Annotated in this window: 19 protein-coding genes and 1 tRNA gene; 6 read left to right on the forward strand and 14 right to left on the reverse strand. The window is 35.8% G+C overall.

Going from position 1 to position 24,799, the window contains the following annotated elements; translation table 11 throughout:
- Positions 1-15 precede the first annotated feature (15 nt).
- Genes PMOB_RS01190 through PMOB_RS01220 form a run of 7 tightly spaced genes read right to left on the reverse strand, consistent with a single transcriptional unit; the run spans position 16 to position 8,657 of the window.
- Positions 16-813: a polysaccharide deacetylase family protein gene (locus PMOB_RS01190; RefSeq protein ID WP_012208083.1), complete on the reverse strand. Its 798-nt coding sequence runs from the start codon at positions 811-813 to the stop codon at positions 16-18.
- A gap of 59 nt (positions 814-872) precedes the next feature.
- Positions 873-2,789, reverse strand: a complete 1,917-nt coding sequence (locus PMOB_RS01195; RefSeq protein ID WP_012208084.1) for a right-handed parallel beta-helix repeat-containing protein — start codon at positions 2,787-2,789, stop codon at positions 873-875.
- 39 nt (positions 2,790-2,828) lie between these two features.
- A complete protein-coding gene (locus PMOB_RS01200) occupies positions 2,829-3,830 on the reverse strand; it encodes an ABC transporter ATP-binding protein (RefSeq protein ID WP_012208085.1) in 1,002 nt (333 codons plus the stop codon).
- A complete protein-coding gene (locus PMOB_RS01205; protein WP_012208086.1) occupies positions 3,817-4,824 on the reverse strand; it encodes an ABC transporter ATP-binding protein in 1,008 nt (335 codons plus the stop codon). Before PMOB_RS01205 ends, PMOB_RS01200 begins: the two co-directional genes overlap by 14 nt.
- A 5-nt stretch (positions 4,825-4,829) precedes the next feature.
- Positions 4,830-5,693 (reverse strand): ABC transporter permease, encoded by an 864-nt coding sequence (locus tag PMOB_RS01210; protein ID WP_081429157.1) that lies wholly within the window; start codon positions 5,691-5,693, stop codon positions 4,830-4,832.
- 7 nt (positions 5,694-5,700) lie between these two features.
- Positions 5,701-6,708, reverse strand: a complete 1,008-nt coding sequence (locus PMOB_RS01215; RefSeq protein ID WP_012208088.1) for an ABC transporter permease — start codon at positions 6,706-6,708, stop codon at positions 5,701-5,703.
- A 59-nt stretch (positions 6,709-6,767) separates the two neighbouring features.
- Complete coding sequence (locus tag PMOB_RS01220) at positions 6,768-8,657, reverse strand: ABC transporter substrate-binding protein (RefSeq protein ID WP_041534005.1); 1,890 nt, start codon at positions 8,655-8,657, stop codon at positions 6,768-6,770.
- 691 nt (positions 8,658-9,348) lie between these two features.
- On the opposite strand from PMOB_RS01220, the gene hutH reads away from it, so the two are divergent.
- From hutH to PMOB_RS01250, 6 genes are all read left to right on the forward strand, one after another.
- A complete protein-coding gene (gene hutH, locus PMOB_RS01225; protein WP_041534006.1) occupies positions 9,349-10,875 on the forward strand; it encodes a histidine ammonia-lyase in 1,527 nt (508 codons plus the stop codon).
- Positions 10,876-10,892: 17 nt separating this feature from the next.
- Positions 10,893-12,920, forward strand: a complete 2,028-nt coding sequence (locus PMOB_RS01230; protein WP_012208091.1) for a urocanate hydratase — start codon at positions 10,893-10,895, stop codon at positions 12,918-12,920.
- Between the two features lie 12 nt (positions 12,921-12,932).
- Complete coding sequence (gene ftcD / locus PMOB_RS01235) at positions 12,933-13,832, forward strand: glutamate formimidoyltransferase (protein ID WP_012208092.1); 900 nt, start codon at positions 12,933-12,935, stop codon at positions 13,830-13,832.
- Positions 13,795-15,108: an imidazolonepropionase gene (hutI, locus tag PMOB_RS01240; protein ID WP_269207888.1), complete on the forward strand. Its 1,314-nt coding sequence runs from the start codon at positions 13,795-13,797 to the stop codon at positions 15,106-15,108. The genes ftcD and hutI overlap by 38 nt, the downstream gene beginning before the upstream one ends.
- A 57-nt stretch (positions 15,109-15,165) precedes the next feature.
- Positions 15,166-15,254: transfer RNA gene (locus PMOB_RS01245), tRNA-Leu, on the forward strand.
- Between the two features lie 218 nt (positions 15,255-15,472).
- Complete coding sequence (locus PMOB_RS01250) at positions 15,473-16,648, forward strand: ComEC/Rec2 family competence protein (RefSeq protein WP_041534007.1); 1,176 nt, start codon at positions 15,473-15,475, stop codon at positions 16,646-16,648.
- A 30-nt stretch (positions 16,649-16,678) separates the two neighbouring features.
- Here the strand turns inward: PMOB_RS01250 and gcvH are convergent, their stop codons facing one another.
- The 7 genes from gcvH to PMOB_RS01285 form a co-directional block, all read right to left on the reverse strand.
- Positions 16,679-17,029 carry a glycine cleavage system protein GcvH gene (gene gcvH, locus PMOB_RS01255; protein WP_012208095.1) on the reverse strand — a complete coding sequence of 117 codons (351 nt, stop codon included), beginning with the start codon at positions 17,027-17,029 and terminating at the stop codon, positions 16,679-16,681.
- Positions 17,030-17,132: 103 nt separating this feature from the next.
- The gene (locus PMOB_RS01260) at positions 17,133-17,729 is read right to left on the reverse strand and encodes an ECF transporter S component (RefSeq protein WP_012208096.1); all 597 of its coding nucleotides are present in this window, start codon (positions 17,727-17,729) and stop codon (positions 17,133-17,135) included.
- A 44-nt stretch (positions 17,730-17,773) separates the two neighbouring features.
- Positions 17,774-19,774 (reverse strand): S9 family peptidase, encoded by a 2,001-nt coding sequence (locus PMOB_RS01265; protein ID WP_012208097.1) that lies wholly within the window; start codon positions 19,772-19,774, stop codon positions 17,774-17,776.
- 76 nt (positions 19,775-19,850) lie between these two features.
- The gene (locus PMOB_RS10115) at positions 19,851-21,140 is read right to left on the reverse strand and encodes an amidohydrolase family protein (RefSeq protein ID WP_012208098.1); all 1,290 of its coding nucleotides are present in this window, start codon (positions 21,138-21,140) and stop codon (positions 19,851-19,853) included.
- A gap of 355 nt (positions 21,141-21,495) precedes the next feature.
- Complete coding sequence (locus PMOB_RS01275) at positions 21,496-22,509, reverse strand: dienelactone hydrolase family protein (protein WP_012208099.1); 1,014 nt, start codon at positions 22,507-22,509, stop codon at positions 21,496-21,498.
- Between the two features lie 34 nt (positions 22,510-22,543).
- The gene (locus tag PMOB_RS01280; protein WP_196793036.1) at positions 22,544-23,497 is read right to left on the reverse strand and encodes an alpha/beta fold hydrolase; all 954 of its coding nucleotides are present in this window, start codon (positions 23,495-23,497) and stop codon (positions 22,544-22,546) included.
- A 102-nt stretch (positions 23,498-23,599) separates the two neighbouring features.
- The gene (locus PMOB_RS01285) at positions 23,600-24,799 is read right to left on the reverse strand and encodes a TolB family protein (protein ID WP_012208101.1); all 1,200 of its coding nucleotides are present in this window, start codon (positions 24,797-24,799) and stop codon (positions 23,600-23,602) included.

Below are 24,799 nucleotides of genomic sequence, written 5' to 3' on the forward strand. Positions count from 1 at the left end.
CACATAGATATCGAACTATAAAGTCAGATATCTACCACCTTCTACCTTCACTGGATTACCATCCACTCCTATCCATACTGTTAAAGAAGAAGGATTATAAACTATTTTTTTATTTACACTAAACTTTAAATTCCTTAAAGCTTTCAAATAATCCACAATCTCTACATTTGTCGCATACCAAATTGTTTCATCGTTCGATATTTTTTTGCAAAACTCTTCAATCATATCCCAATTATTATTTCTCTCAAATTCAAAACTGTGTCCCCATACATACAACAAAGGCATAGTTTCGTTAGATTCTAATTTCTTGAATTCTTCATATTTTTTTAACAAGTTATCATCATGATGACAAGTAGGATTCCACCTCAAAAAATGTGTAGGTAAAGAAAAGTTACCATGGGAACTAACTGTTCTTGAATATTCAATTCCCAAATATGGAAGTAATTCTAAAAGTTCTTCATCGTAATCCCCATAAGGATATGACATTCCCCTTATTGGATAGTTTACTAAAGACTCTAATCTTTCCCTATCCTCCATAATTTCCTCAATTATTGATTCCTTTGGTACTCTTGTGAGATAAGGGTGATTTAATGTATGTATAGCAACTTCATGCCCCTCAAAGAGATCCCTTATTTCGGAAGAGTTTAAAAATGGTTCTGAATCTAATTTTCCTGAATTTAAATGGAAGGTACCTTTGATTCCGTACTTATTGAAGATCCTTATCAATCTTCTGTCATAAATTTGTCCATCATCATAACTCATGGTTAAAGCCTTTATTTTACCTTGTGGATAAAAGCCGAAAGATATTTTCATTGTATACTGGCTCCTTCTCAACAATTCTGAAAAATAGAACATTTAGTATCGATTTTTCATTACCAAATTTTGATATAATTCTTACCCTTTTTTAAATTAGAGATTGGACCTAAGGAACTCTTTTCTGGTTTTTGTTTATCTAAAAAGTCTGTGTCTAAAACTAAATTTCCACCATCAGGACGTTCAAAATCAGCATCAACAATCCTAACTCTTTCTAAAGAATTTGTTGAACATACTTTGCCTGCAATATCTTCAAAAGTATCGGGAAGTTCACAAAACATATAAACTTCTTCACCTTTCTCGATAACACTAAATTTCGAATCAAAACTTTTATCAACTAACTTCTCTTTTTCTCTTTCAAATGGTTCCGCTCCATTGAAGTAGGCATTGTTATTAATATACACCGGTTGTTCTATTAACTCAAGAGTTTTAATATCCCAACCTTTTTCATCTACCTTCTTCATGTACTCTTCTAATGATGTTGTATGATTCATATAATGTGATGTCCCAACACCTTCTATACCATCTTTTCCAATGAAGATATTGTTGTAGAAACGATCGTCACCACCGTAAACACAGGCATACCCTGCAACCGTTGTACTATGTGGTCTATGGTATGGAGTATAACGGTTTAATACTTTCCTTTTCTCCATCTTACCAGCAATTAAATTGTTAATGTAGGCACCACCCTGAGACATGTTATCTATTGCATATTCAGAAGCTAAGATGTTGTGATCGATAACATACGGACCATGACTTACTTCCACAAATAAATCACGGTTATTTTTGTAAAATAAGTTTTTACTTACCCTCGTTCCTTGGGCTTGCCAGTCCAGCCATAATCCCAAAGAACAATCATGTATACGATTATGGTAAATCTGAACATCTATGGCTGCATGTAATTTGATACCTGCAATCTCATGTCCCCAAAATTCTCTTTTTATAGCAATTCTATAAATGTGGTTATTGTAGATTTCACTAAAAACACATCCTAAATGACCTACAATAGCATTTTGACCACAATCATAAATTGTATTGTTCCGAATAATATGTGACCCAATACTTTCTTTACTCCATCCGATATGTTCAGCACTAAAAACAGATTCTAATTGATATTGATGCCCAGTTTTGTCTTTACGAGTTGAATGATATAGATGGCCGGTCGAACCTTCCTTACCTATACTTATTGCACTACATTTTGAATCATGAATAATATTGTTTTCAATTATCCAACCTTTGCTCCAATTTGCTCCAATTAATCCAGGTTGATCTGCTGTTGGTGGGACCCATGGTGTCGCAGCATGAGCCATTTCAAAACCTTTCACCGTTATATAATCTCTCCCAATTTGATCTGGATAAAAACAGGATCTGCGTACATTGATCTCTACTAATTCTTCATTTGGGTTCGCACCATGGAAGTTTGCGTATATAGTTGTTTTTTGATCATCTACTTCCGCATACCAAACATACTTTGTTTGCTCTGGATTTAAAACCGGAACCTTTTTTTGTGTCCAATGGTCTACCGTCTCTGTTCTAATCTTAGGATCTTTCAAATCTTCAAAGCTGTTAGCTTCGTAAAATGACATACCGTTTAGATAAACGTCTCCTAAATGTCTCTTCTGATCAGTCGTAACAAGCCAATCACCAAATATCTCTTCTTTGTATGGATTAAACTCACCAAAAAATGAGTTTGGTAATTCACATTTCCAAATATTTCCTTCAACCTTTTGCCAATCTTGGATCCTTTCAGATCCTTTAATAATTACCTTTTCTCCTTCAGCTGCTTGATATGTAATTCTTCTTTTGTTGCTTAATCCTTTGTTTTTAGGTTTTACCCATTCACGATATACCCCTTCGTGAACTATAACTTTATCTCCAGCCATAGCAACAGAAGCAGCTTTATTTATCGTTAAAAAAGGATCTTGTTTAGTTCCTAAAGCTCGATCAAAGCCAGTCTTTGCCACATGATATTCCATGTTTTTTAAATCCCCCTTTTTATTTGTACGACACTTGTTTTATTTTTCTTCCTTATTCTCATACAACCAACAACGGACCATACGGTTTTCTGTTTGTATTTCTGGTGGCATATTATCTTTACACTTTTCCATAACAAACGGGCATCTACCTGCAAACTTACATCCTTTTCTCATGTACTCTTCTGTTTCCAATTCTTTTATACTTATCCGTTCTGTCCATTTCTTTTTCGGATCAGGTTCCGGTATCGATTCTTTTAACATCTGTGTGTATGGGTGTTTCGGATTCATCAGTACTTCTTCCACCCCACCCATCTCTATTATGTTCCCTCTGAACATTATCCCTATCCTGTCACTTACGTAGTATGCGGTCGCTAAATCATGCGTTATGTACAACACACTTACATTGTACTTGTCCCTTAAATCTTTGAACAAGTTCACTATCGACATCCTCAACGATGCATCCACCATCGATACCGGTTCGTCTGCTACCAACAACGATGGTGTCGTTATGAGCGATCGCGCTACCGATATCCTTTGTAGTTGTCCTCCTGAAAACTCGTTGGGGTACCTTCCTTTTACTTCCGTCATACTTAATCCTACCGCCTTTAGTGCTTCTTCTACCCTTTTTCCATTCCCGTTCTTTGTTATCCCGTATTGCTTTGCTGTGTCGTATAGGTATCTGTCTACCTTCCTCAACGGATTGAATGTTTCAAAAGGATTTTGAAATACCGATTGTACTTCTTTCATGAACTCTTTTTTCTCTTCCCATTTTTTTAGGTTTACTATGTCTTTACCTTTGTAGTACACTTCACCTTGTGTTGGTTCAAGAAATCCTAGCAGCATCTTTGAGACCGTTGATTTTCCACATCCACTTTCCCCTGCAAGTGTGAATATTTCATTTTTGTATATGTGAAAGTTCACATCATCTACCGCTAGTAATTTACTTCTTGCAAATCCCCCTCCTACTACGAATACCTTTTGTAGTTTTTTCGTTTCCAACAACTTTTCTTGTGTATTTATTGCCGTTTTATTTTCTTGCATCTTCCACACGCTCCTTTGAGTTCAAAAAACAGGCTGATTTGTGTCCGTCACTTATCTCAACGAGTTGTGGACGTTCCTTTTTACATATTTCCATCGCATATGGACATCGTGGATGGAATGGACATCCTTGCGGTAGGCTCGCTAGTGAGGGGGGTGATCCAGGTGCACTGACTTTGTAACTTTTGTCTCCCATCTTTGGTAGTGAGCCTATTAGAAATTTTGTGTATGGGTGTAGTGGGTTTTCGAATATCTCATCCGTTTCCCCTTCTTCTACAAACATACCTGCGTACATTATCCCCATCCTGTCCGTTATGTTCGCATGTACAGCCATGTCGTGGGTTACCAGTATTATCGTGTTTTTTTGTATTTTTTGTATGTCTTTTAGTAATTGTATTACCGCCCTTTGCGCTACTACATCCAACGCCGTTGTTGGTTCGTCCGCTACTATGATCCTTGGATTGAGTATCGTTGCTAAGGCTATCGTCGTCCTTTGCCTCATTCCTCCAGATAGTTGGTGTGGGTATGATTTTAATACCCTTAGCGGTAATCCCAAGGCGGTTAAATGTTTCTTCAGTGGTTCTTCAAATTCTTTTTCTTCGTCTTTTATCTTTTTGTGTGAGGTCACAAAGTCTTTGAATGATTCTTTTATCCTTATTATCGGATTCAACGCACTCATCGATCCTTGCGGTATGTACGATATGAATTGCCATCTTAATTTCCTGTATTCTTCTTGACTCATTTTGGTTATGTCTATCTCTTTCCCTTCAACTTCGTAGTATATCTTTCCATCTACTATCCTCAGTGGTGGTTCGGCTAAACCACATATCGTTTTTAGAAATGTGCTTTTCCCACATCCACTTTCCCCTGCTATCCCGTATATTTCATCTTCTCGTATACTTATACTTACATCGTTGACCGCTTTTACTTCTTTTTTCTCTTCTTGCATTTCAAATATGTAATACGATTTTAGTTTTTCTGTTTTTAATACTTCCAACCTTTTCACTCCTTCGCCTTACCGATTCTTTGTATCCTTGTCCTTGGGTCTAGGTATTCACTTAGACTTGTCGAGAGTAGGTACAAGGCTACAAACAAGAAGATCGATATTATTACAGGTGTTAGTATCCACCACCAGTATCCCAGTAGCATCGCTTGGTAGTTTACCGCCCAGTGTATCATCGTTCCTATCGTTGGTATTTCTGTGTTGGATAAACCCAATACCGATAACGTTACTTCCATCCCTACCGCCCATATCATGTTGTTTATCAACGTCGAGAATATTACCGGTATTATGAATGGAAAGTATTCTTTTATTACCAGGTTGAACGTCCTTGTCCCTGATAGTATCGATGTGTATGTGAATTCCCTTTCCCTTAGACTTAGTATTTGTGATCGTATTACCCGGGCATCCCACGCCCATCCAAATAGACTTAGTATGAGTCCTAATAGTACCATCGTTAAGTTTTCCCTTATTACCGATGCTATCAGTATCAGGATCGGTAAGAGCGGTATTACCACAAAACTGTCGTTTATCGACATCAATACTTTGTCGGTTTTTCCCCCTTTGTACCCCGATACTAATCCCATTATTATCGCTATCATCCTCGATATTCCTGAGGCTATCAACGCTATCGTTAGTGAGTTCCTTATCGCAAACGTAGATTGCCAGAATAGGTCTTGTCCTTGGGATGTCGTTCCGAATATGTGTGGCCAACTGGGTGGTTTGTCCCTAGGAACCACGTTCCACCTTAGTGGATCGTATGGCGAGAAGAATGAGAGTATTGACATGAAGGCTAAAATACATATTACTATGAACGCAAATCTGAACCTTCCATCTTTCATTAGTTCCTTGAATCCTTCCAACATTATCACCTCATCTGTACCTTACTCTTGGGTCAAAGAGTGGATATATTAGATCTATTATCAGCGTTGCTGACGCTATCCCTATTACCGATAACGAGACTATCCCTATTATTAGGTTGTAGTCGTTTGAGTTTATCGCTCCGTATAGTAACGTTCCTAGCCCTGGATAGGCGAATACTATTTCTGTTATCAATGCCCCTCCAAAGATTTGCCCTAAAGATAGGGCTAAGTTTGTTACTTGCGGTAATAACCCGTTTCTGAATACGTATTTGAAGGCTATCTTTGATTCTTTTAATCCACCGGCTTTCGCATACATCACATAGTCTTCGGCTACTATGTTTGATACTATGAGTTTCATCGTTTGTATGTTGGCTGCTATTCCTAAAACCATCAACGATATCGCAGGTAGAAACGAGTGTAATAACACGTCCGATATGAACGCCCAGTTGAACCCTATTTGTCTTCCAACTGAGTATCCACCCGCCGATGGGAATATCGGTATCAGATAGGCAAATACTATGAGTAGTAGTAATGCAAATATGTAGTAGGGTATGGGCCTTACCACCATCGCTATGTTATCTAATGTTTGTGCCCATGTTTTGTTTTTGAAGTATCCTGCAAGCGCCCCTATTATACTTCCTACTAACCAAGAGATGATTGTAGTTGTTAATAGTAATCCAGCCGTCCAGGGCAGTGAGTCCATTATTAGCTCCATTACAGGTACAGGAAATTGAAAAAGGGATGGACCAAAGTCTCCATGTAGCAGTCTTCCCCAAAAGGCAACGTATTGTTCAAACATCCCTCCTTCTAATCCGTACATCTCTGTGAGCGATTGCCTTAATGCTTCAACTGCCGCTGGGTCTAAGAAGGCACCTTGTGATGTCATTTGACTGATTACTTGTTGTACGGGATCAACCGGCGTTAGCCTGGGTACAATAAATACCACCGTTATCCCTACGAATACTACAACTAGAAATTGTATTATTCTTGGTAGCAAGTATCGCTTGAAAAATAGCAAAGTGTTACACCTCCATAATAAGCCCCCCGAAGGGGGCTCAATGTATTTATATGTAGCCCTTATTTCCTTCCTGTTGGTTCAAGAAAGGGCAGTACGTATTTGAAGTTAGGCCAGTGATGATAGGGAATCATATATGGATTTTCAGCACCAGGATAATTCGTCCAATAATACTCATCCCATCCTACTACTCCAGGATATCCAAAAGTTGGAATTGAAGGCATTTCTTCTACAAGTATTTTTAACCCTTCTATACCTAATTCCATGTTTTCCTCACTATCCCAGTCTACCTTTTCCATTCCTTCTATAACCTTATCCATTCTCGGATCTGTCCATCTGCCTGGTGCAGGTCCCAAATTAGTAATAGCATTTTCTCCTATAGGTTGGTAGTATTTTGAGTGTGTACTTGAAAAAACACGGTACAAATCAGGATGACCACCCCACGGCTCAGATGCAGGCCATTGGGCACTGACTTCAAAGTTACCTGATACAACAATACTTGCATCTTGTTCACTAGGAGTAACTGAAACATCTATACCAAAGTTTCTCCATTGTTGTGCTGCAGCAAGTGCATTCCTATGTGCAGGATGTGAAGGATTTGCATTGGCAATAATATTAATTTTCCAAGGTGTACCGTCTGGTAACAACCATTTGCCATTTTTATCTTTTGTAAATCCATTCCTTTCTAACAGTTGTTCCGCTACATCAGGTGCGTATTTCCACCATCCTGGTCCAAACATCTCTTTCAACGCTTCTATATCGTTTGGTACCTCGTATCCTCTTTCTCTCGCATATTGGGCTGCTCTTAATGTAGCCGTTGGATCGTACGGTTTGAATGGTCTCCCATTAACTTCTATGTCTAATGTGAAATTCTTCAACCAATCTTCTAATGGTTCATAGTACCATTCTTGGTAAACCGGCATAGGAGGAAGGTGAAGTGCGCCCATAGGTGCAGCACCATCAAACGCTATCCCTATGTAATCTACTATATCTATTGCGAGAGTTAATGCCCACCTTACATCTTTTATGTTGTATGGATATACATCAGTATTGAATATAACACCTGTCATACATGGATCCGTGTTAACTACCCACGGGTATTCTATTCTGTATCCCCTTGAGTATTGATTCCTTTGAATGAGTGCTCTGAATGCTTCCATTGTTAAATCTGCCATGTCTAAGTTATGGTTGGCTTGTGCAATTACTTGATTTGTAGCTTCTCCATAGTAATAGAAAAGTACGTATTTTGGTTTTGGCTCACCAAACAACATTCCAGTTGGTGTTCTATCCCAATCTTCCCTTTTTTCCCAAAGTGTCCAATAACCAGCACGATCATAATCTTTTAGAACGTATGGACCACTGCTTATCGGAGGGTTGTAATTAAAGGATAGCGGGTCTTCTACTTTTTCAAAAATATGTTTTGGGAAAGGTCTCCATGCTCCCCATCTGTCTACAAAATTAGCGTGGAATCGTGCATTAGGTTCCTTTAGTTCAAATACCACAGTGTAATCATCTGTTTTGTATACTTTATCAACGTGAAGCCTAAACTGATCATGATAAGCCATTCCTTGATATTTCATGGCTGTTGTGATGGCGTACACAATATCATCGGCAGTAATTTCAACACCATCACTCCAATAACATCCTTCCCTTAACTTAACCGTCATCTTTGTGAAGTCTTCGTTGTAAATCGGACCTTCCGCTGCAAGAGAATTAATAACTTCTCCCCTGGTAGGTTCCATCATCCACAATGGTTCCAGCATCAATTGTTGAATCCCTTGATCAGGAGTTCTCCAGCTACTGGTAAATATGTTGAAGATACCAGGTGAGTTTACTCTTCCGGTTAAAACGTTAGCAATGAGTGTTTCTTCCCTTGGAATCCCAGCTACTTGTGAAAATCCTGCAACAACAAGTAACACGGAAACAAAAATCACCAATAAGCTCTTTTTCATTCTTTCACACCTCCTAATGAATTTTTTACACTTACTTTGGATTTTCTTCCCAAAGTAATAAAAATTAAAGTCCATTAACAATCTTTTCCCCATTATTAAACTTCAAACATAAAAATCATAGAGTTCTCCATTAGGAATACTAAGCAAAAAAAATCAATGGTAAGTTTATCCAATCAATTAATATTCGAATCAACGACAACTCATTTTCATTCTTTCTAATTTATTTTTTAAAAAATCAAAAAAATCTTTGTCTTTGAATTGGAAATTAAAATAATTTTATTAAATCTTACAATTAAACAGTTTTTTAATCTAACCAACATTTTTTATTGCAATGTAGCAAATTGGATTTATATAATTTCAAAGAAAATAATCATCTAAACAAGTTCAAATTTTGTTCAGAATAATTATATGTGAGTTAACTTTTTTTGTCAATCATTAATTTATCCAATCAACTAATATTAGGAGCAATTACGGACAATTATTTGCGATTAGGAAGCTTTTTCTTAGTTTTTCTTAATTTTTGTAAAAAATTGTTTTCTAAGATTTCGTTAGATTTTCTCGTTTAATCGACTTAGATTGTTTTTAATCACCATTAATTAGCTCTATTTGAAAGTGAGAAATTTTTTTCACAGTGTTATAATTTTGTTAGAAGATGGGAAATTTTTGTTTGATCGAAAGTGAGGTCTTATATTTGAAAAAGGTCTATATAGACGGTGAACATCTGAGTTTGGAAGATGTGATTAATGTAGCTAAACATTATTACGAAGTGGCTATCGATAAATCTGTCCTTGAGAACATTGAGAACTCCAGAAAAATTGTAGAAAAGTTTGCAGAAGAGGAAAAAGTCATATATGGTATAACTACTGGCTTTGGAGAACTCTGTAATGTTTTCATTTCGAACGATAAAACAGAGAAATTACAAAAGAATCTGATCAGAAGCCATGCATGCGGAATTGGGGATCCTTTGGATATAGAAACTGTTAGAGCGATTATGTTGCTTCGTGCGAATTCTTTGGTCAAAGGTTTTTCTGGAATAAGGTTATCCACCATACAATCTCTGATTGATATGATCAACAAGAAGGTTCACCCAATAATACCAGAAAAAGGATCTTTAGGAGCCAGTGGTGATCTTGCTCCTTTAGCCCATATGGTTTTACCGATGATAGGAGAAGGAGAAGCTTATTACGAGGGCAAACGGTTAAATGGAAAAGAAGCGATGAAGTTGGCGGGAATAGATACGATAAATCTTGTTGCCAAGGAAGGTCTCGCTTTGATAAATGGAACACAAGTTATGACGGCTATAGGTGCATTATCGATATACGATAGCATAGAACTTTTAAAAACAGCAGACATAATTTCATCGTTGAGTTTTGAGGCGCTGAACGGTGTCATCGAGGCTTTTGATGACAGGGTACACAATCTAAGACCTCATAAAGGGCAAATTGGGTCCGCTAATAATTTAAGGAAAATACTTGAAGGTAGTAAAATGGTGTCTCATCAAGGGGTATTACGTGTTCAAGATGCTTATTCCTTGAGATGTATCCCGCAGGTTCACGGTGCTTCACGTGATGCGGTAAATTATGTAGAAGATATCATCGTGAAAGAGATGAATGCAGCAACCGATAATCCTTTGATATTTTCAAAAGAAGAAGAAGCAATATCCGCGGGGAATTTTCACGGCCAACCAATTGCATTGGGCATGGACTTTTTGGCGATTGCTTTGTCTGAAATTGCAAATATATCAGAAAGACGAATAGAAAGGCTTGTTAATCCTAAATTGAGTGGATTACCTCCTTTTCTGATAGAAGAAAGTGGATTGAATTCTGGGTTTATGCTGGTTCAATATTCAGCCGCTTCGTTGGTTTCAGAAAACAAAGTCTTAGCCCATCCTGCAAGTGTTGACTCAATTCCTTCTTCTGCAAACCAGGAAGATCACGTTTCTATGGGTACAATCGCAGCGAGAAAGGCAAAGAATATTCTAAACAACGTCCAAAAAGTATTAGCTATGGAAATGCTGTGTGCTTGCCAAGCGATAGACTTACGAGGAAATAAAGGTTTAGGAAAAGGTTCAAAGATAGTATATGATATAGTTAGAGATAAGGTACCGAAGATAACCGAAGACAGAGCGATGTACGAAATGATAGATAAGAGTGAAGAAATCTTAAAATCTGGCATAATCGTTAAAGAAGTGGAAAAAGAAACTGGTAAATTATTTTAAAGAAAGGAGAAATTATCATGGTGAACAATATTGATATTTCAAATGCAATGTCCATTAAGTTGGATGATGAACTCCCTCCTATGCCCAAATTCATCGAAGGCATAAGAAGGGCACCTAAAAGACCTTTAAACTTATCAAAAAGAGAAGTAGAACTAGCCCTTGCAAACGCCTTAAGGTACGTGCCGGAAAATTTGCATGAAAAATTGGCTCCAGAATTTCTGCAAGAGTTGCTTACTCGAGGTAGAATTTATGGATACAGGTATAGGCCTGAGGGCAACATTAAGGCAAAACCTATAGATATGTACAAGGGTAAATGTACTGAAGGAAAGGCATTTCAGGTCATGATCGACAACAACTTGGATTTCGATGTTGCTTTGTATCCTTATGAACTGGTAACCTACGGTGAAACCGGTCAAGTATGTCAAAATTGGATGCAGTACAGATTGATTAAAAAGTACCTAGAAGAACTAACAAGGGAACAAACTTTAGTTGTGGCTTCAGGACATCCCCTTGGCTTGTTCAGATCAACACCAAATAGTCCACGAGTGATAATAACAAACGCTTTGATGGTTGGGATGTTTGATGACCAAGAACATTGGATCAAGGCACAAGCTATGGGTGTTGCCAACTACGGGCAAATGACTGCGGGAGGTTGGATGTATATAGGACCTCAAGGTATCGTTCATGGCACTTACAATACCTTGTTGAACGCTGGAAGGTTGAAATTAGGGATACCACAAGATAGTGATCTAAGAGGACGTTTATTTGTTAGTTCAGGTTTAGGTGGAATGAGCGGTGCTCAAGCTAAAGCGATAGAAATCGCAAGAGGCGTTGGAATAATTGCAGAAGTGGATTATTCGAGAATACAAACAAGACTAAACCAAGGTTGGTTAAAAACCTACAGCAAAGATTTGGACGAAGTTTTTGAAATAGCCTTCGATCATCTGAATAGAAAAGAACCCATTTCCATCGGTTATTATGGTAATATTGTAGATCTATTGGAATACATTGTAAAGAAAGGTATAAAGGTAGATTTGCTATCAGATCAGACGTCTTGTCACGCTGCCTACGAGGGAGGGTACTGCCCGCAAGGCTTGACTCATGAAGAGAAGAATCACCTCTTAGAAACAAATAAAGAGAGATTTGTTGAATTAGTCAACAATTCATTGAGAAGACATTTCGAGCTTATAAAAACAATGGTTGAAAGGGGAACCTACTTTTTTGACTATGGGAATAGTTTCATGAAGGCGATTTTTGATGCAGGAGTGAAAGAAATAGCAAAAAATGGGTTGGATGAAAGCGAAGGGTTCATATTTCCCTCGTATGTGGAAGATATAATGGGGCCATTAATATTCGACTATGGTTATGGACCTTTCAGGTGGGTATGTTTAAGTGGAAAACGGGAAGATCTATTGAAAACGGATAAAGCAGCGATGGAATGCATAGATCCCAACAGAAGGGGTCAGGATAGAGATAACTACATATGGATTAGAGATGCAGATAAAAACAATCTTGTTGTTGGTACTCAAGCACGAATTCTTTATCAGGATGCTATGGGCAGGATGAAGATAGCCCTTAAATTCAACGAAATGGTTAGAAAAGGGGAAGTTGGCCCCATTATGCTTGGAAGGGATCATCACGATGCAGGCGGAGCTGACTCTCCTTTTAGAGAAACAGCGAATATAAAAGATGGGAGTAATATAATGGCGGATATGGCAACCCATGATTTCGCTGGAAATATAGCAAGGGGAATGAGTTTGGTAACACTGCACAACGGAGGTGGAGTTGGTATCGGTAAGGCCATTAACGGTGGCTTTGGCTTGGTTCTGGATGGAAGTGAAAGGGTGGATGAAATAATAAAGAACGCAATTCCATGGGATGTTATGGTTGGTGTCGCCAGGCGATCATGGGCTAGGAATGAAGCTTCTATAGAAACATCCATAGAGTACAACAAAGAAAACAAAAATACAGACCACATAACTTTACCGTACATTGCTGATGAAAATATGGTAAAAGATTTAGTTGATAAATATTATCAGGGTTAGGAGGTAGATACTTTGAACAAAATTGTAGAATGTGTTCCAAATTTCAGTGAAGGAAGAGATAAAGAAAAATTAGAGCGTATTGTAGATGAAATAAGAAAACAAGAAGGAATAAAATTGCTGGATTACTCTATGGACAGAGACCACAACAGAAGCGTAGTTACTTTTGTGGGGGAACCAGATCAAGTAATAGAAGCAGCTTTTAACGCTTGTAAAAAAGCGGCTGAATTGATAGATTTGAGAACCCACAAAGGTGAACATCCAAGAATGGGGGCTACAGACGTCATACCGTTCATTCCAATTAAAAACATATCGATGCAAGAGTGTGTAGAGTACTCTAAAAAATTGGCAAAAAGAATAGGAGAAGAGTTGAATATCCCCGTAATATTGTATGAAAAATCAGCCAGCCGACCTGAAAGAGAGGATTTAGCTGTTATAAGAAAAGGCGAGTTCGAAGGAATGTTTGAGAAGTTAAAACAAGAAGCGTTCAAACCAGATTTTGGCCCAGATAAACCGCATGAAAGTGCAGGAGTTACCGCCGTGGGGGCAAGGATGCCTTTGATAGCTTTCAACGTGAACCTAAATACCAACAACATAGACATTGCAAAAAAGATAGCCCAAGCTGTGAGAGGTAAAAGTGGAGGATTTAAATATTGTAAAGCGTTGGGTTTTGAATTGAAAGAAAGAAATATAGTCCAAGTTTCCATGAATATGGTTGATTACACAAAAACACCTTTGTACAGGGTATTTCAGGTGATAGAAAATGAAGCGAACAGGTATGGAGTGAACGTTGTTGGAAGTGAAATAGTTGGGTTGGTACCTTTGAATGCCCTTGTTGATACAGCTGATTACTTTTTAAAATTAGAAGATTTCAGTTATGACAAAGTTTTGGAGAATAGGATTTATGGCGATTGATATGAGCGAAAAAGCTACTTTAATAATAAAAAACATCTCAAATTTAATAACGATGAGAGGTCCTAATAGACCAAGAAAGAAAGAGGAAATGTCAGAAATTGGCTTAATAAAAAATGGCATAATTGCTGCTTCAAAAGATAAGATTATCTACGTTGGAAGTGGTGATTTGCCAAAAGACATAGAAATAGCTCAAGATGCAAAAATTATAAACGCCCAAGGGAAAACTGTAACACCCGGTTTAATAGACTCTCACACTCATTTGGTCCATGGTGGCTCAAGGGAATATGAATTATTTAAAAAATTAGAAGGTGAGAGTTACTTAGATATTTTAAGTTCTGGGGGAGGAATATACGACACCGTTGAATCAACTAAAAAGGCATCTTTTGATGAATTACTTAAAAAGGCAGAAAAGAGTTTAAATAGAATGTTGTCTTACGGAGTAACAACCGTTGAAGCAAAAAGCGGTTATGGGCTTGATGACTTTGACACAGAATTGAAACAGCTTGAGGTCATAAAGGAACTCAATAGAATCCACCCCATAGATTTGGTTCCTACATTTTTGGGGGCCCATGCAATACCTAAAAAGTACCAAGGCAACGTCGATAAATTCGTAGATATACTCATAACTGAAATGATCCCGTATGTGGCAGAAAAAAATTTAGCTAAATTTTGTGATGTATTCTGTGAAAAAGGAGTTTTCTCAGTTGATCAATCCAGAAAAATACTTTCTGCTGCAAAAGAACACGGTCTATTCCTCAAAATTCACGCAGACGAAATAGAACCTTTAGGAGGTACCGAATTAGCTGCTGAGTTAGGCTGCGTTTCAGCAGATCATTTGGTAGGTGCAAGCGATGAAGGCTTGAAAAAAATGGCTGAGAACAACGTTATAGCTACCCTTCTTCCTACAACAACCTTCTTTTTGCAAAGTGAGAAGTATGCAAACGCTAGAAAGATGATTGAACTTGGTATACCAATTGCATTGTCGACCGATTATAACCCAGGAAGTTCGCCTACAGAAAATTTACAATTGGTTATGACGTTTGGGGCAATAAAATTACATATGAATCCAAAGGAAATAATTACATCGGTTACTATTAACGCAGCCTGTGCGTTGAAATTAGAAGATAAAATTGGTAGTTTGGAGGTAGGTAAAAAAGCTGATATGGCGATTTTCGATGTTCCAAATATAGAATACTTAATATACCACTTCGGAGTAAACCACACTCAAACTGTTATCAAAAATGGAGAGGTTCATGATATAGCCGTGGTCTCTTGACAAAGCCTATAACGTAGTGTATAATAATTTTGATATATTAACATAAATAACTTTTTCGCCGGGGTGGTGGAATTGGTAGACACGTATGGTTGAGGGCCATATGAGTATTTACACTCGTGCGGGTTCAAGTCCCGCCCCCGGCACCAGAATAAAGGATCGTGTTTTACGATCCTTTTGTTTTTTGAATTAATTTTATTATATTCCTGATTGATAATCTCACTTCTGATTTCTATCTACTGGGGGTAAAAGTATAGAAAAGAGCCCTGAAGTTAATTTCCCCTTTTTTATTGAATTATTCATTGCCTTTTCTTTGTTATTAGTACTTTCCTACTTGAATAAAGCCGCAGTATTAATAGGCTATTTTTTGTTTCTTCTTCTTTTAAAACTCTTTGAGAAAGATAAATTAAAAGTCTTTTTAATCGGTGTCTTGTTGTTTCCGGCCTTGTTATACATCCCCATCAATCTCAATTCAGAAGTAGGTATTTTAGGGAAAGTTATAGACAAAAGAGGAAATTATTATACGGTATTTTCAAAAAAAATCTATTATGAAAATCAATGGCAGAAATACAGGAATTATTATAAATTTTACTACGGTGAATTCAGCACGGTTCCCATCACTACGGGCAAAAACGTCTACATATACGGAACCATTGAAAACGATTTTCTTAGAGCTGAATATATGGCTCCCGCCAACAACAATTCGATTATGAAGATAAAAGATCTTGCAACCAATAGATTGTCTGAAAACATTCAAAATACCGAGGCACTTGATATATTGACGAGCTCTTTTATGGGTAATATACGGGATAAAGAGGTATTTCAAAAAACAGGGACTTTGCATCTATTTGCCGTTTCAGGTATGCACGTGTACATAATTTACTCGATGATCAGCTTCTTTCTCAACTTTTTTATCTTGAAAAGAAACCTAAGACTCATCTTATACTCCACTATTATCACTTTTTATTTGGTTTTTACCGGATTCACCCCAAGTTCTGTACGGGCTGTATCGCTTTTAGTCACTTTAAACTTATTCAGACTTTTCGACGTTCCTGTTAGCTCTTTCAACATCTTAGGATTAATAGGATATCTCAACCTATTGTTCATCCCCAATAATCTTATGAACGTTAGTTTCCAAATGAGTTATGCTGCAACTTTTATGATTTTATTTACGATGAACCATATAGAAAATCAATATTTCAGGTCTTTATCTGTCCCCATAGCGGCATATGTCGGTATATTTCCTATAGCGTTGATACACTTTGGAGAGATTTCTTTGATTGGACTTTTCATAACACCTATTCTAACCCCTGCTATTTCATTACTAATCTTATGTAGCGTTCTTTCAATATTATTGCCTTTCAATTTTGTTCATTCTTTTTCAACTTTTTTTGCTTTGTCAATAAAAAACTTCGTAAATCTTTTTACCTTTTGGGAGCCAATTGAATTTAATTCTTTATTTATTCCGCTATTTCTATGGAGCTTTATCTTTTTGCTTTATATCTGGCTTCTTCAAGTTAAAGAAAAAAGGACCCCAATTTAATAAGGGCCCTTAATTTTGAATTATACTTGTCTACATTGGAGTTTCTTCATCCAAAAGGTCTTCAATCTCTGATTGATCAGAAAATTCAATTTTTACAATCCATCCTTTATTTTCGGCGTCTTCGTTTATTATTTCCGGCTGGTCTTCAAGATCATTGTTGACTTCAACGATTTTTCCACTTAAAGGTACATAAATATCTTCAGCTGACTTCACAGATTCTATGGTGCACAGGACTTCGCCTTTTTTCACTTCTTTTCCAACTTCTGGTAATTCAACGTAGGTTACATCACCTAATTCTTCAGCAGCCTTCGCAGAAATCCCAACAGTTGCAATGTTTCCTTCTATTGTTACATATTCGTGGGTAGCTGTGTATTTCTTCATAATACTTGACTCCTCCTTTTAATTTGTAATTTTTGTTGTCTATAGAAATCAAAAAAGTTGCTATAGCGCCCTTCCCCCGCATCCCACCCAAATGATGAGATAATCAATAGCCTGCCTTTTTTACCGCTCTGATTACCCCAACAGTTATTAAAATCGCTATTATGATCTCTGGAATACCGTTTGTTAGGCCTATAGCCAACACTACCCCACCTACGGCTTCCCTTGCTACTCCCATAGCGGTAGCTATCCTGTCGGCAAATAAGAGATACATCATACCTAAAACACCTGCGGTGTTAGTAAAAGTTCCTAAAGCAGCACTTACACCAATAGATACGCTATCTCTCCATTTTGAAACTTTTTCTTTATTACTCGAGAAAAGTTCAAATACTAACCTGTATGAATAATATGAAACTAAACCAATCAATATTCTTGGTAGAACAGAAACTAAAGGATTAACAAAAGCAAAAGACAATATGTTTGGCCTTAAAAGTGCTTGAATTATACTAGATACGCCAAATATCAAACCTATAACCATTCCTGCAATAGGTCCCTCCAATATTGCCCCAATTATAACTGGAATATGCATAGTTGTTGCATTCGCTGGAGGAATAGGGATAAATCCCAATGGAGTAAATCCTAGAACAAAAGAAATACCAGATAACAACGATATAGTTACCAAGCGTTTGGTTTTTGATCTCATGCTTTTTCTCCTTTTAATGTGAAAAGTTAGCTACATACATTTAACTATTTTAAATAATTGTCAAACCACGCGGTAATCTCTTTTAATCTTCTTACTCGATGTTTTGGTTTTCCACTTCTGCTCAACTCATGATTTTCTCCTCTGAACATAACCAATTTTGATTCCACGCCATTGTATTTGAGTGAAGTGAACATCTGCAATCCTTCAGCCAACCAACAACGGTAATCTTCTTCCGAATGTATAAAAAGAGTTGGAGTTTTAACGTTATCTGCGTATTTCATAGGTGAGTGGAACCATAACTTTTCATAATCACTCCAGGGAGTGGCTGCTTGTTGATCTTCAACGAAATAGTAACCGATATCGGTAGTGCCAAACTTGGAAATCCAATTTGCTATACTTCTTTGAGAAACGGCAGCCTTGAACCTATCAGTATGTCCAATTACCCAGTTGGTCATATAACCACCATAAGAACCACCTGTTACCCCTATTCTATTTTCGTCTATGAAAGAGAACTTTTCCAATACTTTATCAACAAAGTCCATTATGTCTTCATAGTCTATTGTTCCATACTTTCCTCTGATATCTGCAAACTCATCCCCTCTTCCATCACTTCCTCGGGGATTACAAAACATAACAACATAACCCTCATTTGCCCAATACTGCATTTCATGGAAAAAAACATCTCCACCATAAACGGTTTTTGGGCCACCATGAATATCTAAGATTGCGGGGTATTTCTTGTTCTCTTCAAAATTAACAGGTTTCATAACCCATCCTTCAATTTCTATTTCACCTTTACCGAGAAAGGTTATTCTTTCTGGCTTAGATAAAGTTTTTTCTTTCATTATCCATTCATTGAAAGTAGTTAGTTGTCTCTCTTCATTGCCTGCTAATTCGTATAGTTCTTGAAGTTTAACATCTCTCATCCCCACAAAGATGATACGATCTTTAAATACATCAAAACCATCAACGGATCCGCTTTGTGTTGTCAATTTTTCTCTCTTGCCCTTCTCATCTATTCTATTTATGAAAGAATTTCCATATTCTGTGGTTTCAAAATAAAGGTAATCGTCCTCCACTTTGAATTCACTATTAGAACCATATCTACAATCAGAGCCTACAGAACTCCAAGTACTATAATCAAAATCAGTTTGAATTTGTTTTACTTCTTTTGTTTGTAAATCCATCAAATAAAACTTGGGGTTTTCGTTGATTCCGTACTCTTTCATGTTGGAACCTAAGAAGATTATTTTCTCCTTGAGAAAGTCTGCATATACGTAATTGAAAGGGTCTTCGTGAGTTAATTTTTCAAAACTTTCTTTCTTTAAGTCGTATAAATAAAGATCGGATCTTATTTCCATTTTATCTTTAAAAGTATTGGAAATAAAAAGCATTAAATCTTTTCCTTTATTCAATTTAAAACCTTCTACGTTTGTCAATTCATCCGTTATTGGGGTAATTTTTTTATCTTTTAACGTATAAATGTATAATCTATTCCTTTTCTTGTTGGTAAATCCCCTCCCATTCGACCAGAAAGGTATTTCATCTAAAACTTCGTAATCTTTTTCTTCTTTGAGCTTATCCAATTCCTTTTCTTTTTCTTCCTTTGAAAGGCTCTCCAAATTCTTATATTTCGGATCGTAAATACCAGTTACAACAAACTTATCTTTAGATATGGGTTCGATATCTGATGCAAAGAACGGAAGTTCAAAATATTTTTGAGCCTCTCCTCCTTTGATGTTTATTATATAATAAATTGTAAAAGGTTCTCCTTTTTCCTTTCTCTTTTTATCTTTTTCTTCTCTCACCGTTGAAAAGATGATATTTTCATTGTCTAACCATAGATAAGAACTTTCTTGATTGAAAGTGGTGAGCTTGTTGATCGTTTTATTATCAACATTGTAAAGCCATATGTTTGATAGATACTTGTTTTCATCTACATCCATCTCAGAGACAACAAAAGCTAAGTTTTTACCATCCGGTGAAAATTTAGTGTTCGATATAAATTTGTACTTTGTAAAATCCTCTAAAGCTAACTTCTCCATTATGCAACCTCCTCGCAAAATATAATTATTACTGTCATTAGAAACTCTAATACTTAAACTTTTTTAAAATCAAAACCTAATTTTCAGTTTGATAGATCTTTGGTTGAGATATTTCAACAAAAGGATCATTTTGAAATATTAAAGCGTTACTTTCCATACTTTCTTGCCTATCAACGTTGTCTATAATTTCTGGACCATAGGTAAGCTGATACAAAGAGTAATTATAAGGGATACCTATTTCTCTCAACCTTTTAATATCTCTCAACCAATCTGGTTCTTCAACTGGGGCATCTGATGAAATAAAAAGAGGCACTTGTGAACTGTATAAATCATAAAATCTAAAGGCATCTTTTACCCTTTCACCCAATCTATCTTCAATAAAAACCTTATCGGATTCTATGAATTGAGGTTGTATATCTACAATAAGATTATGTTTTTTAATTCTTTCTATTTGATTAGATCTAAGCACTATAGCATGAATTATTCTATGCCTTAATTTAGGATTGACCTTTTCAAAAACTCGTAAAATTTGTTCTATAGCCCCATCTCCTATAGCATGAGCAGCTAAATGAAGTCCATTGTCTTCACAAAACTCAACGACGGAAGTTAGCTCAGCATCTTCCCATAATTTTTCCCCGTACGTATCAGAATCGTTGTACTTATTAAGCAACAAAGCTGTTCGTGCTCCTAGGGAACCATCCAAATATATTTTAACACATTTAAATTCTTCAAAGTATCCTGATTCATAATATTTTGAAAGCTCATTATAATCCTTAATAGCAACTTTTTCATATACAAAAAACTCATTATCATGTACAAACGGCAAGTTATCTTTATAAATACCATGTAAATCATCTGAATGCACAAAACCATAACCTTTATTTTTTAGATACTTCTTTGAGGTTTCGTAATTATTTTTCACGTCTGTGAAAGGACCAAAGGTTTTATAAAATTTATCGATAGCACTTTCTTTGATTTTTCCTTCTTCAAAATCCACGTAATTACTTGAATCTGAAAAATCAATACTCTCAAAAACCTTTGAATTAACAACCGCAAAATGTCCACATCTTCTAACCAGCATGATAGGGATTTCTCTGTTTATCGAATCCAAAAAATCTTTATTAGGATTTGCAAATTCTTCGGTCCAACCTCTTAAAACAATTTTATACGGTCTTTTACTGACAATTTCTTCTATAATGCTTTTAATTTCAGATAGTTTCTTTTTCTCCAAAGTTGGTTGAGATAACTTTTCTCCCAATCCCAATATATGTAAATGTGAATCTGTTATCAACGGAGTAACGAATATCTGCTTGTTGTGTTTAGTGCTTACAAATTTAAACTTACCATTTCTACTGAGTTTAAACAAAATTCACTTTCCCCCTTTTAAGTCACTATTTCCTATCTTATTCTAACATAAAACTCAACAAAAGAACTTCACTTTGAGCGTAAGCAATTTGGTAACGAAAGTCAACCTCACCACGAAACTCTTACTTCTATAAGCCGGGACAGTTAACATTTTAATAAAGAAAAGTAAAATGCCATCTTTACTCTGAAGAAATTGAAAACACTGAAAAGTCTGAAGAAACTGTAAACTAAGTAATATTTAGAAACAGTAGGCATTGAAAAAAATAAAGGCGTTCAATTTTGGCGCCTTTATTTTTTTCAATGATATATATATTAACAGAAATTTGTTAGGTAGAAACTCTCGAAGAAATATTAATTCACTTTGAGAAAATAGCTAAATATCCTAAATTAGCGAAACGATATTTGATATCTTCAAACCTCATTTCGTTGATTATAATATTTGATATCAATCTTTGAAAAGGTAGCCAAGTAATATGATCGATGGGGACCGTCATCCTTCTAGGTCTTCCTAAGTTTTCCCATAGAACTTTTCTTGTATTTTTGGGTAAGGTTTTATCAAAAGCTGCTTCTAAGAATGTTACCTTTTCTCTGTTTAAAAATTTGGCATAGGCTGCAGGATCAACCTTCATCAATGGATGTATACCTGAATTTAAAAACTCTTGAATGTTCTTAAACTCTCCTATCCTCTTTAAATCATTTTGAAAGGTCTTTCTTAGCCTTTCTCTATCGCTTAAATAAGCTATTTGGTCTTTCTTTTTAAGCAATTCCCTTCTTGTAAATTCCAATGTAGGTGATTCCCATATAAGTTCAGCCATGTTTCCACCACTGGCTATAATGAAATTGTGCTTTATTTCAGGATTTAAAGCGTTAGCGATAACAGATACCATGCCCCCAAGGCAGTATCCTATCATGAAGTTTCGCTCGTGCCAAAGTGCGTTCGCTTTCAAAAAATCTATGATACTTAATACATCAACAACCGCATGCTCCCAGGTATTTAAAGTTGTATAAATATCGGCAGAAAAATAATTTTTACCACTCATAGATCCGTTAGATGTTCTGGTATAATTGTCAGGTAATAATGGTACTACAGCCCTTATGCCTAATTTGGAAAAATATCGCCCCATTTTTAAGATATAGGTAATGTTTTTGGTTCCCAAACCATGAAGTATCAAAGCAACACCCAAAGCCTTTCCTCGGGGTTCAAAAAGATAGATTTCATTAGTTTCAGTACCTTTTTTATTATATTTGTATAAAGAATTGAATTTTATTAATGATTCTCTATAATTTTTACCTTTATTTATGAAAGCTTGAGTAAATTCTATATTTTGTTTTGCATAAGTAAAATCTATTTTAAAATTCTCTTGTAGCATATTTTCATCTCCCCATCTTCGTAGATCTTTATTTCTAAACAGCTCTTCTATTTAATGTATCATCAGTTTCTTTATTTTGGCATACTTTTTTAATGAAACTCACCGTTTTTTCAACAAACTTCTGGGTTAAAACATCTTTTAATTCTAATTCGAAAGAATGCTTCCCTTTCGGATGAATTAACAATGTAGAAGGAACACCACATTCTTTTATCTTCTGGTTTAACTTTATAGAAGTTGTTACCGGGACGGTAGCGTCTTTTTCCCCATGTACTAACAGTGTTGGAACCATTCTTTCAGATATATAATTTATAGGTGAATATAACTTATATTCTTCAAATTTTGTTTTAGGCGTTCCTTTCATTGTAGTTGTAACTGCAAATTGTGCAAAAAGTGAATCAATTTGCTTACTCCAGAGATCTAAAAGATCCGATGGAGCGTACCAAGCCACAACTCCCTTTATTCCCTTCATCTTTTCAAAATGATTGTAGTAAGAATTATATGCTGCATAATAAAGTGACAAAGTACCGCCTGCGGACGTGCCCATCAACAGGATATTTTCTTTGTCTAAATTCAGCTCTTCACTATGATCTTTTATATAATTTAAGGCATCGTTGTAATCCTCTATCAATTCTTCATATTTGTTGAAATAACCATACCTGTAATCTATCGCAACAACGGCGAATCCTCTACTCGCTAAAAATTTGGCCCATGCGGTAACGCTTGATAACTTCCTACTTCCTGTTATCCAACCTCCGCCATGAGCAAAAAAAACTACGGGAAATTTGCTTTTTACCTTAGAAGGATAGTATATATCAAATTTCAAAGGTATCTTGTCTTTTTTATACTCTACAGTAATTGCATCAGTATAGGAACCTTTCTTAACTTCCAACGGAAGATTCCCAAACACAGATTTCTTAATTGTTTTTACGTTTAACAGAATTATTAGAAAAAAAGTTATTAAAGCATTCCAGAAAAAAAGAAAAAACAACAGAATTATTCCAAAAATCTTAAAGATTTTTTTATACTCACCTTTGTTAGAAACTTCTTTCTTCACCTTTTCGTTAATTATTCAAATCACTCCAATAGAGTTTTATTGTTCGTTCATATTGATCTTTTCTCTGTTTATAACAAAAATATCAGATTCTGAATAATAATTAGTAAAAAAAACATATTTTTTGTCGGGTGTATATGTTGGATAGAAGCAGTCATTTGTCAACATGCCTGATAAATTCCTTTTTTCTCCATCATCGTATTCATATATACTGAAATAGGTTCCGTTAAACTCAGAAAACACAAGAAGCTCTGAACCATTTGACCAATTATCGGTTTGATTATTTTGTTGTGCTATTAACGGTGAGATACTGTTTTCTTCGTCAACAAAATAAACATTCATATTCGCCGTTTGATGATCCACACCATAAAAACTGATTTTGTTACCATCCCATTTGGTGGGTCTAAATTTCAAAAGATCCTTTGATTCCGTTAATTTCTCAAGTTTATCGTAGTATAAGTCATAAATCCAAACTTCCGTCCACTGACCACTATCTTCATCCATAGTGAATAGAATCAAAGTATTATCATAAAAATATGGTGAATAAGCATTCTTATCGGGTGGACTGATTTTTTGAATCTCCTTAGTTTCTAGATTATACAATACAATATCCCATTTTCCAAACAATGTAGTTTGAAAAGTTAAATACTCATCGTTTGGGGAAATATCAGGAAAATACTCAGCAGAATATTCCAATGGAATCTTATCTTGTGTACCTTCTTTAAAGTCGAAAATATAAATTTCCCTATTACCAATATATCTGTCGCTTACAAGATACAACTTATTATTTTGAAAAACAGGGTATTCATCTACCCCTTTCCAAAAAGTGATCTGTAAAACATCCCAGTTTTCTCCATACAGAAACCTTTGAATGGATAATGTCTCCAGAGTTTTTACCGCAAACTTTTCTACCCAATCACTAGTTTCACCAGATTCTTCAGAGTATGAAAAACCTCCGCCATCAAAGTATCCAAACGCAATTGTGATATTTTCCTTAGTATTTGTAAATATATTCATTGTTACATCATAATCATTGATATTTATGGAGTTAGACATCGCATCTTTTATGTTTATATTGTACATATAACTTCCGATACTTTTTATTTTTTCTGCAATTTGATTTGTTATCCATGTATTATCGTTTAAATTTATAATCATATTATCTTTTGATAGATTTGCAGCAAAAGAGACTACTATAATGGGAATAAATACAAAAACCAAAATTATCTTTTTTATCAT

It is taken from the genome of Petrotoga mobilis SJ95, assembly GCF_000018605.1.
Classification (GTDB): domain Bacteria; phylum Thermotogota; class Thermotogae; order Petrotogales; family Petrotogaceae; genus Petrotoga; species Petrotoga mobilis.

What these genes read in the sequence shown, in the direction of transcription:
- PMOB_RS01220 (WP_041534005.1), bottom strand. Translation starts at nt 8,657, where the DNA reads ATGAAAAAGAGCTTATTGGTGATTTTTGTTTCCGTGTTACTTGTTGTT.
- PMOB_RS01200 (WP_012208085.1), bottom strand. Translation starts at nt 3,830, where the DNA reads ATGCAAGAAAATAAAACGGCAATAAATACACAAGAAAAGTTGTTGGAA.
- PMOB_RS01190 (WP_012208083.1), bottom strand. Translation starts at nt 813, where the DNA reads ATGAAAATATCTTTCGGCTTTTATCCACAAGGTAAAATAAAGGCTTTA.
- PMOB_RS01230 (WP_012208091.1), top strand. Translation starts at nt 10,893, where the DNA reads ATGGTGAACAATATTGATATTTCAAATGCAATGTCCATTAAGTTGGAT.
- PMOB_RS01275 (WP_012208099.1), bottom strand. Translation starts at nt 22,509, where the DNA reads ATGCTACAAGAGAATTTTAAAATAGATTTTACTTATGCAAAACAAAAT.
- PMOB_RS01260 (WP_012208096.1), bottom strand. Translation starts at nt 17,729, where the DNA reads ATGAGATCAAAAACCAAACGCTTGGTAACTATATCGTTGTTATCTGGT.
- gcvH (WP_012208095.1), bottom strand. Translation starts at nt 17,029, where the DNA reads ATGAAGAAATACACAGCTACCCACGAATATGTAACAATAGAAGGAAAC.
- PMOB_RS01210 (WP_081429157.1), bottom strand. Translation starts at nt 5,693, where the DNA reads ATGTTGGAAGGATTCAAGGAACTAATGAAAGATGGAAGGTTCAGATTT.
- PMOB_RS01195 (WP_012208084.1), bottom strand. Translation starts at nt 2,789, where the DNA reads ATGGAATATCATGTGGCAAAGACTGGCTTTGATCGAGCTTTAGGAACT.
- PMOB_RS01265 (WP_012208097.1), bottom strand. Translation starts at nt 19,774, where the DNA reads ATGGAGAAGTTAGCTTTAGAGGATTTTACAAAGTACAAATTTATATCG.
- PMOB_RS01285 (WP_012208101.1), bottom strand. Translation starts at nt 24,799, where the DNA reads ATGATAAAAAAGATAATTTTGGTTTTTGTATTTATTCCCATTATAGTA.
- hutI (WP_269207888.1), top strand. Translation starts at nt 13,795, where the DNA reads ATGACAAAGTTTTGGAGAATAGGATTTATGGCGATTGATATGAGCGAA.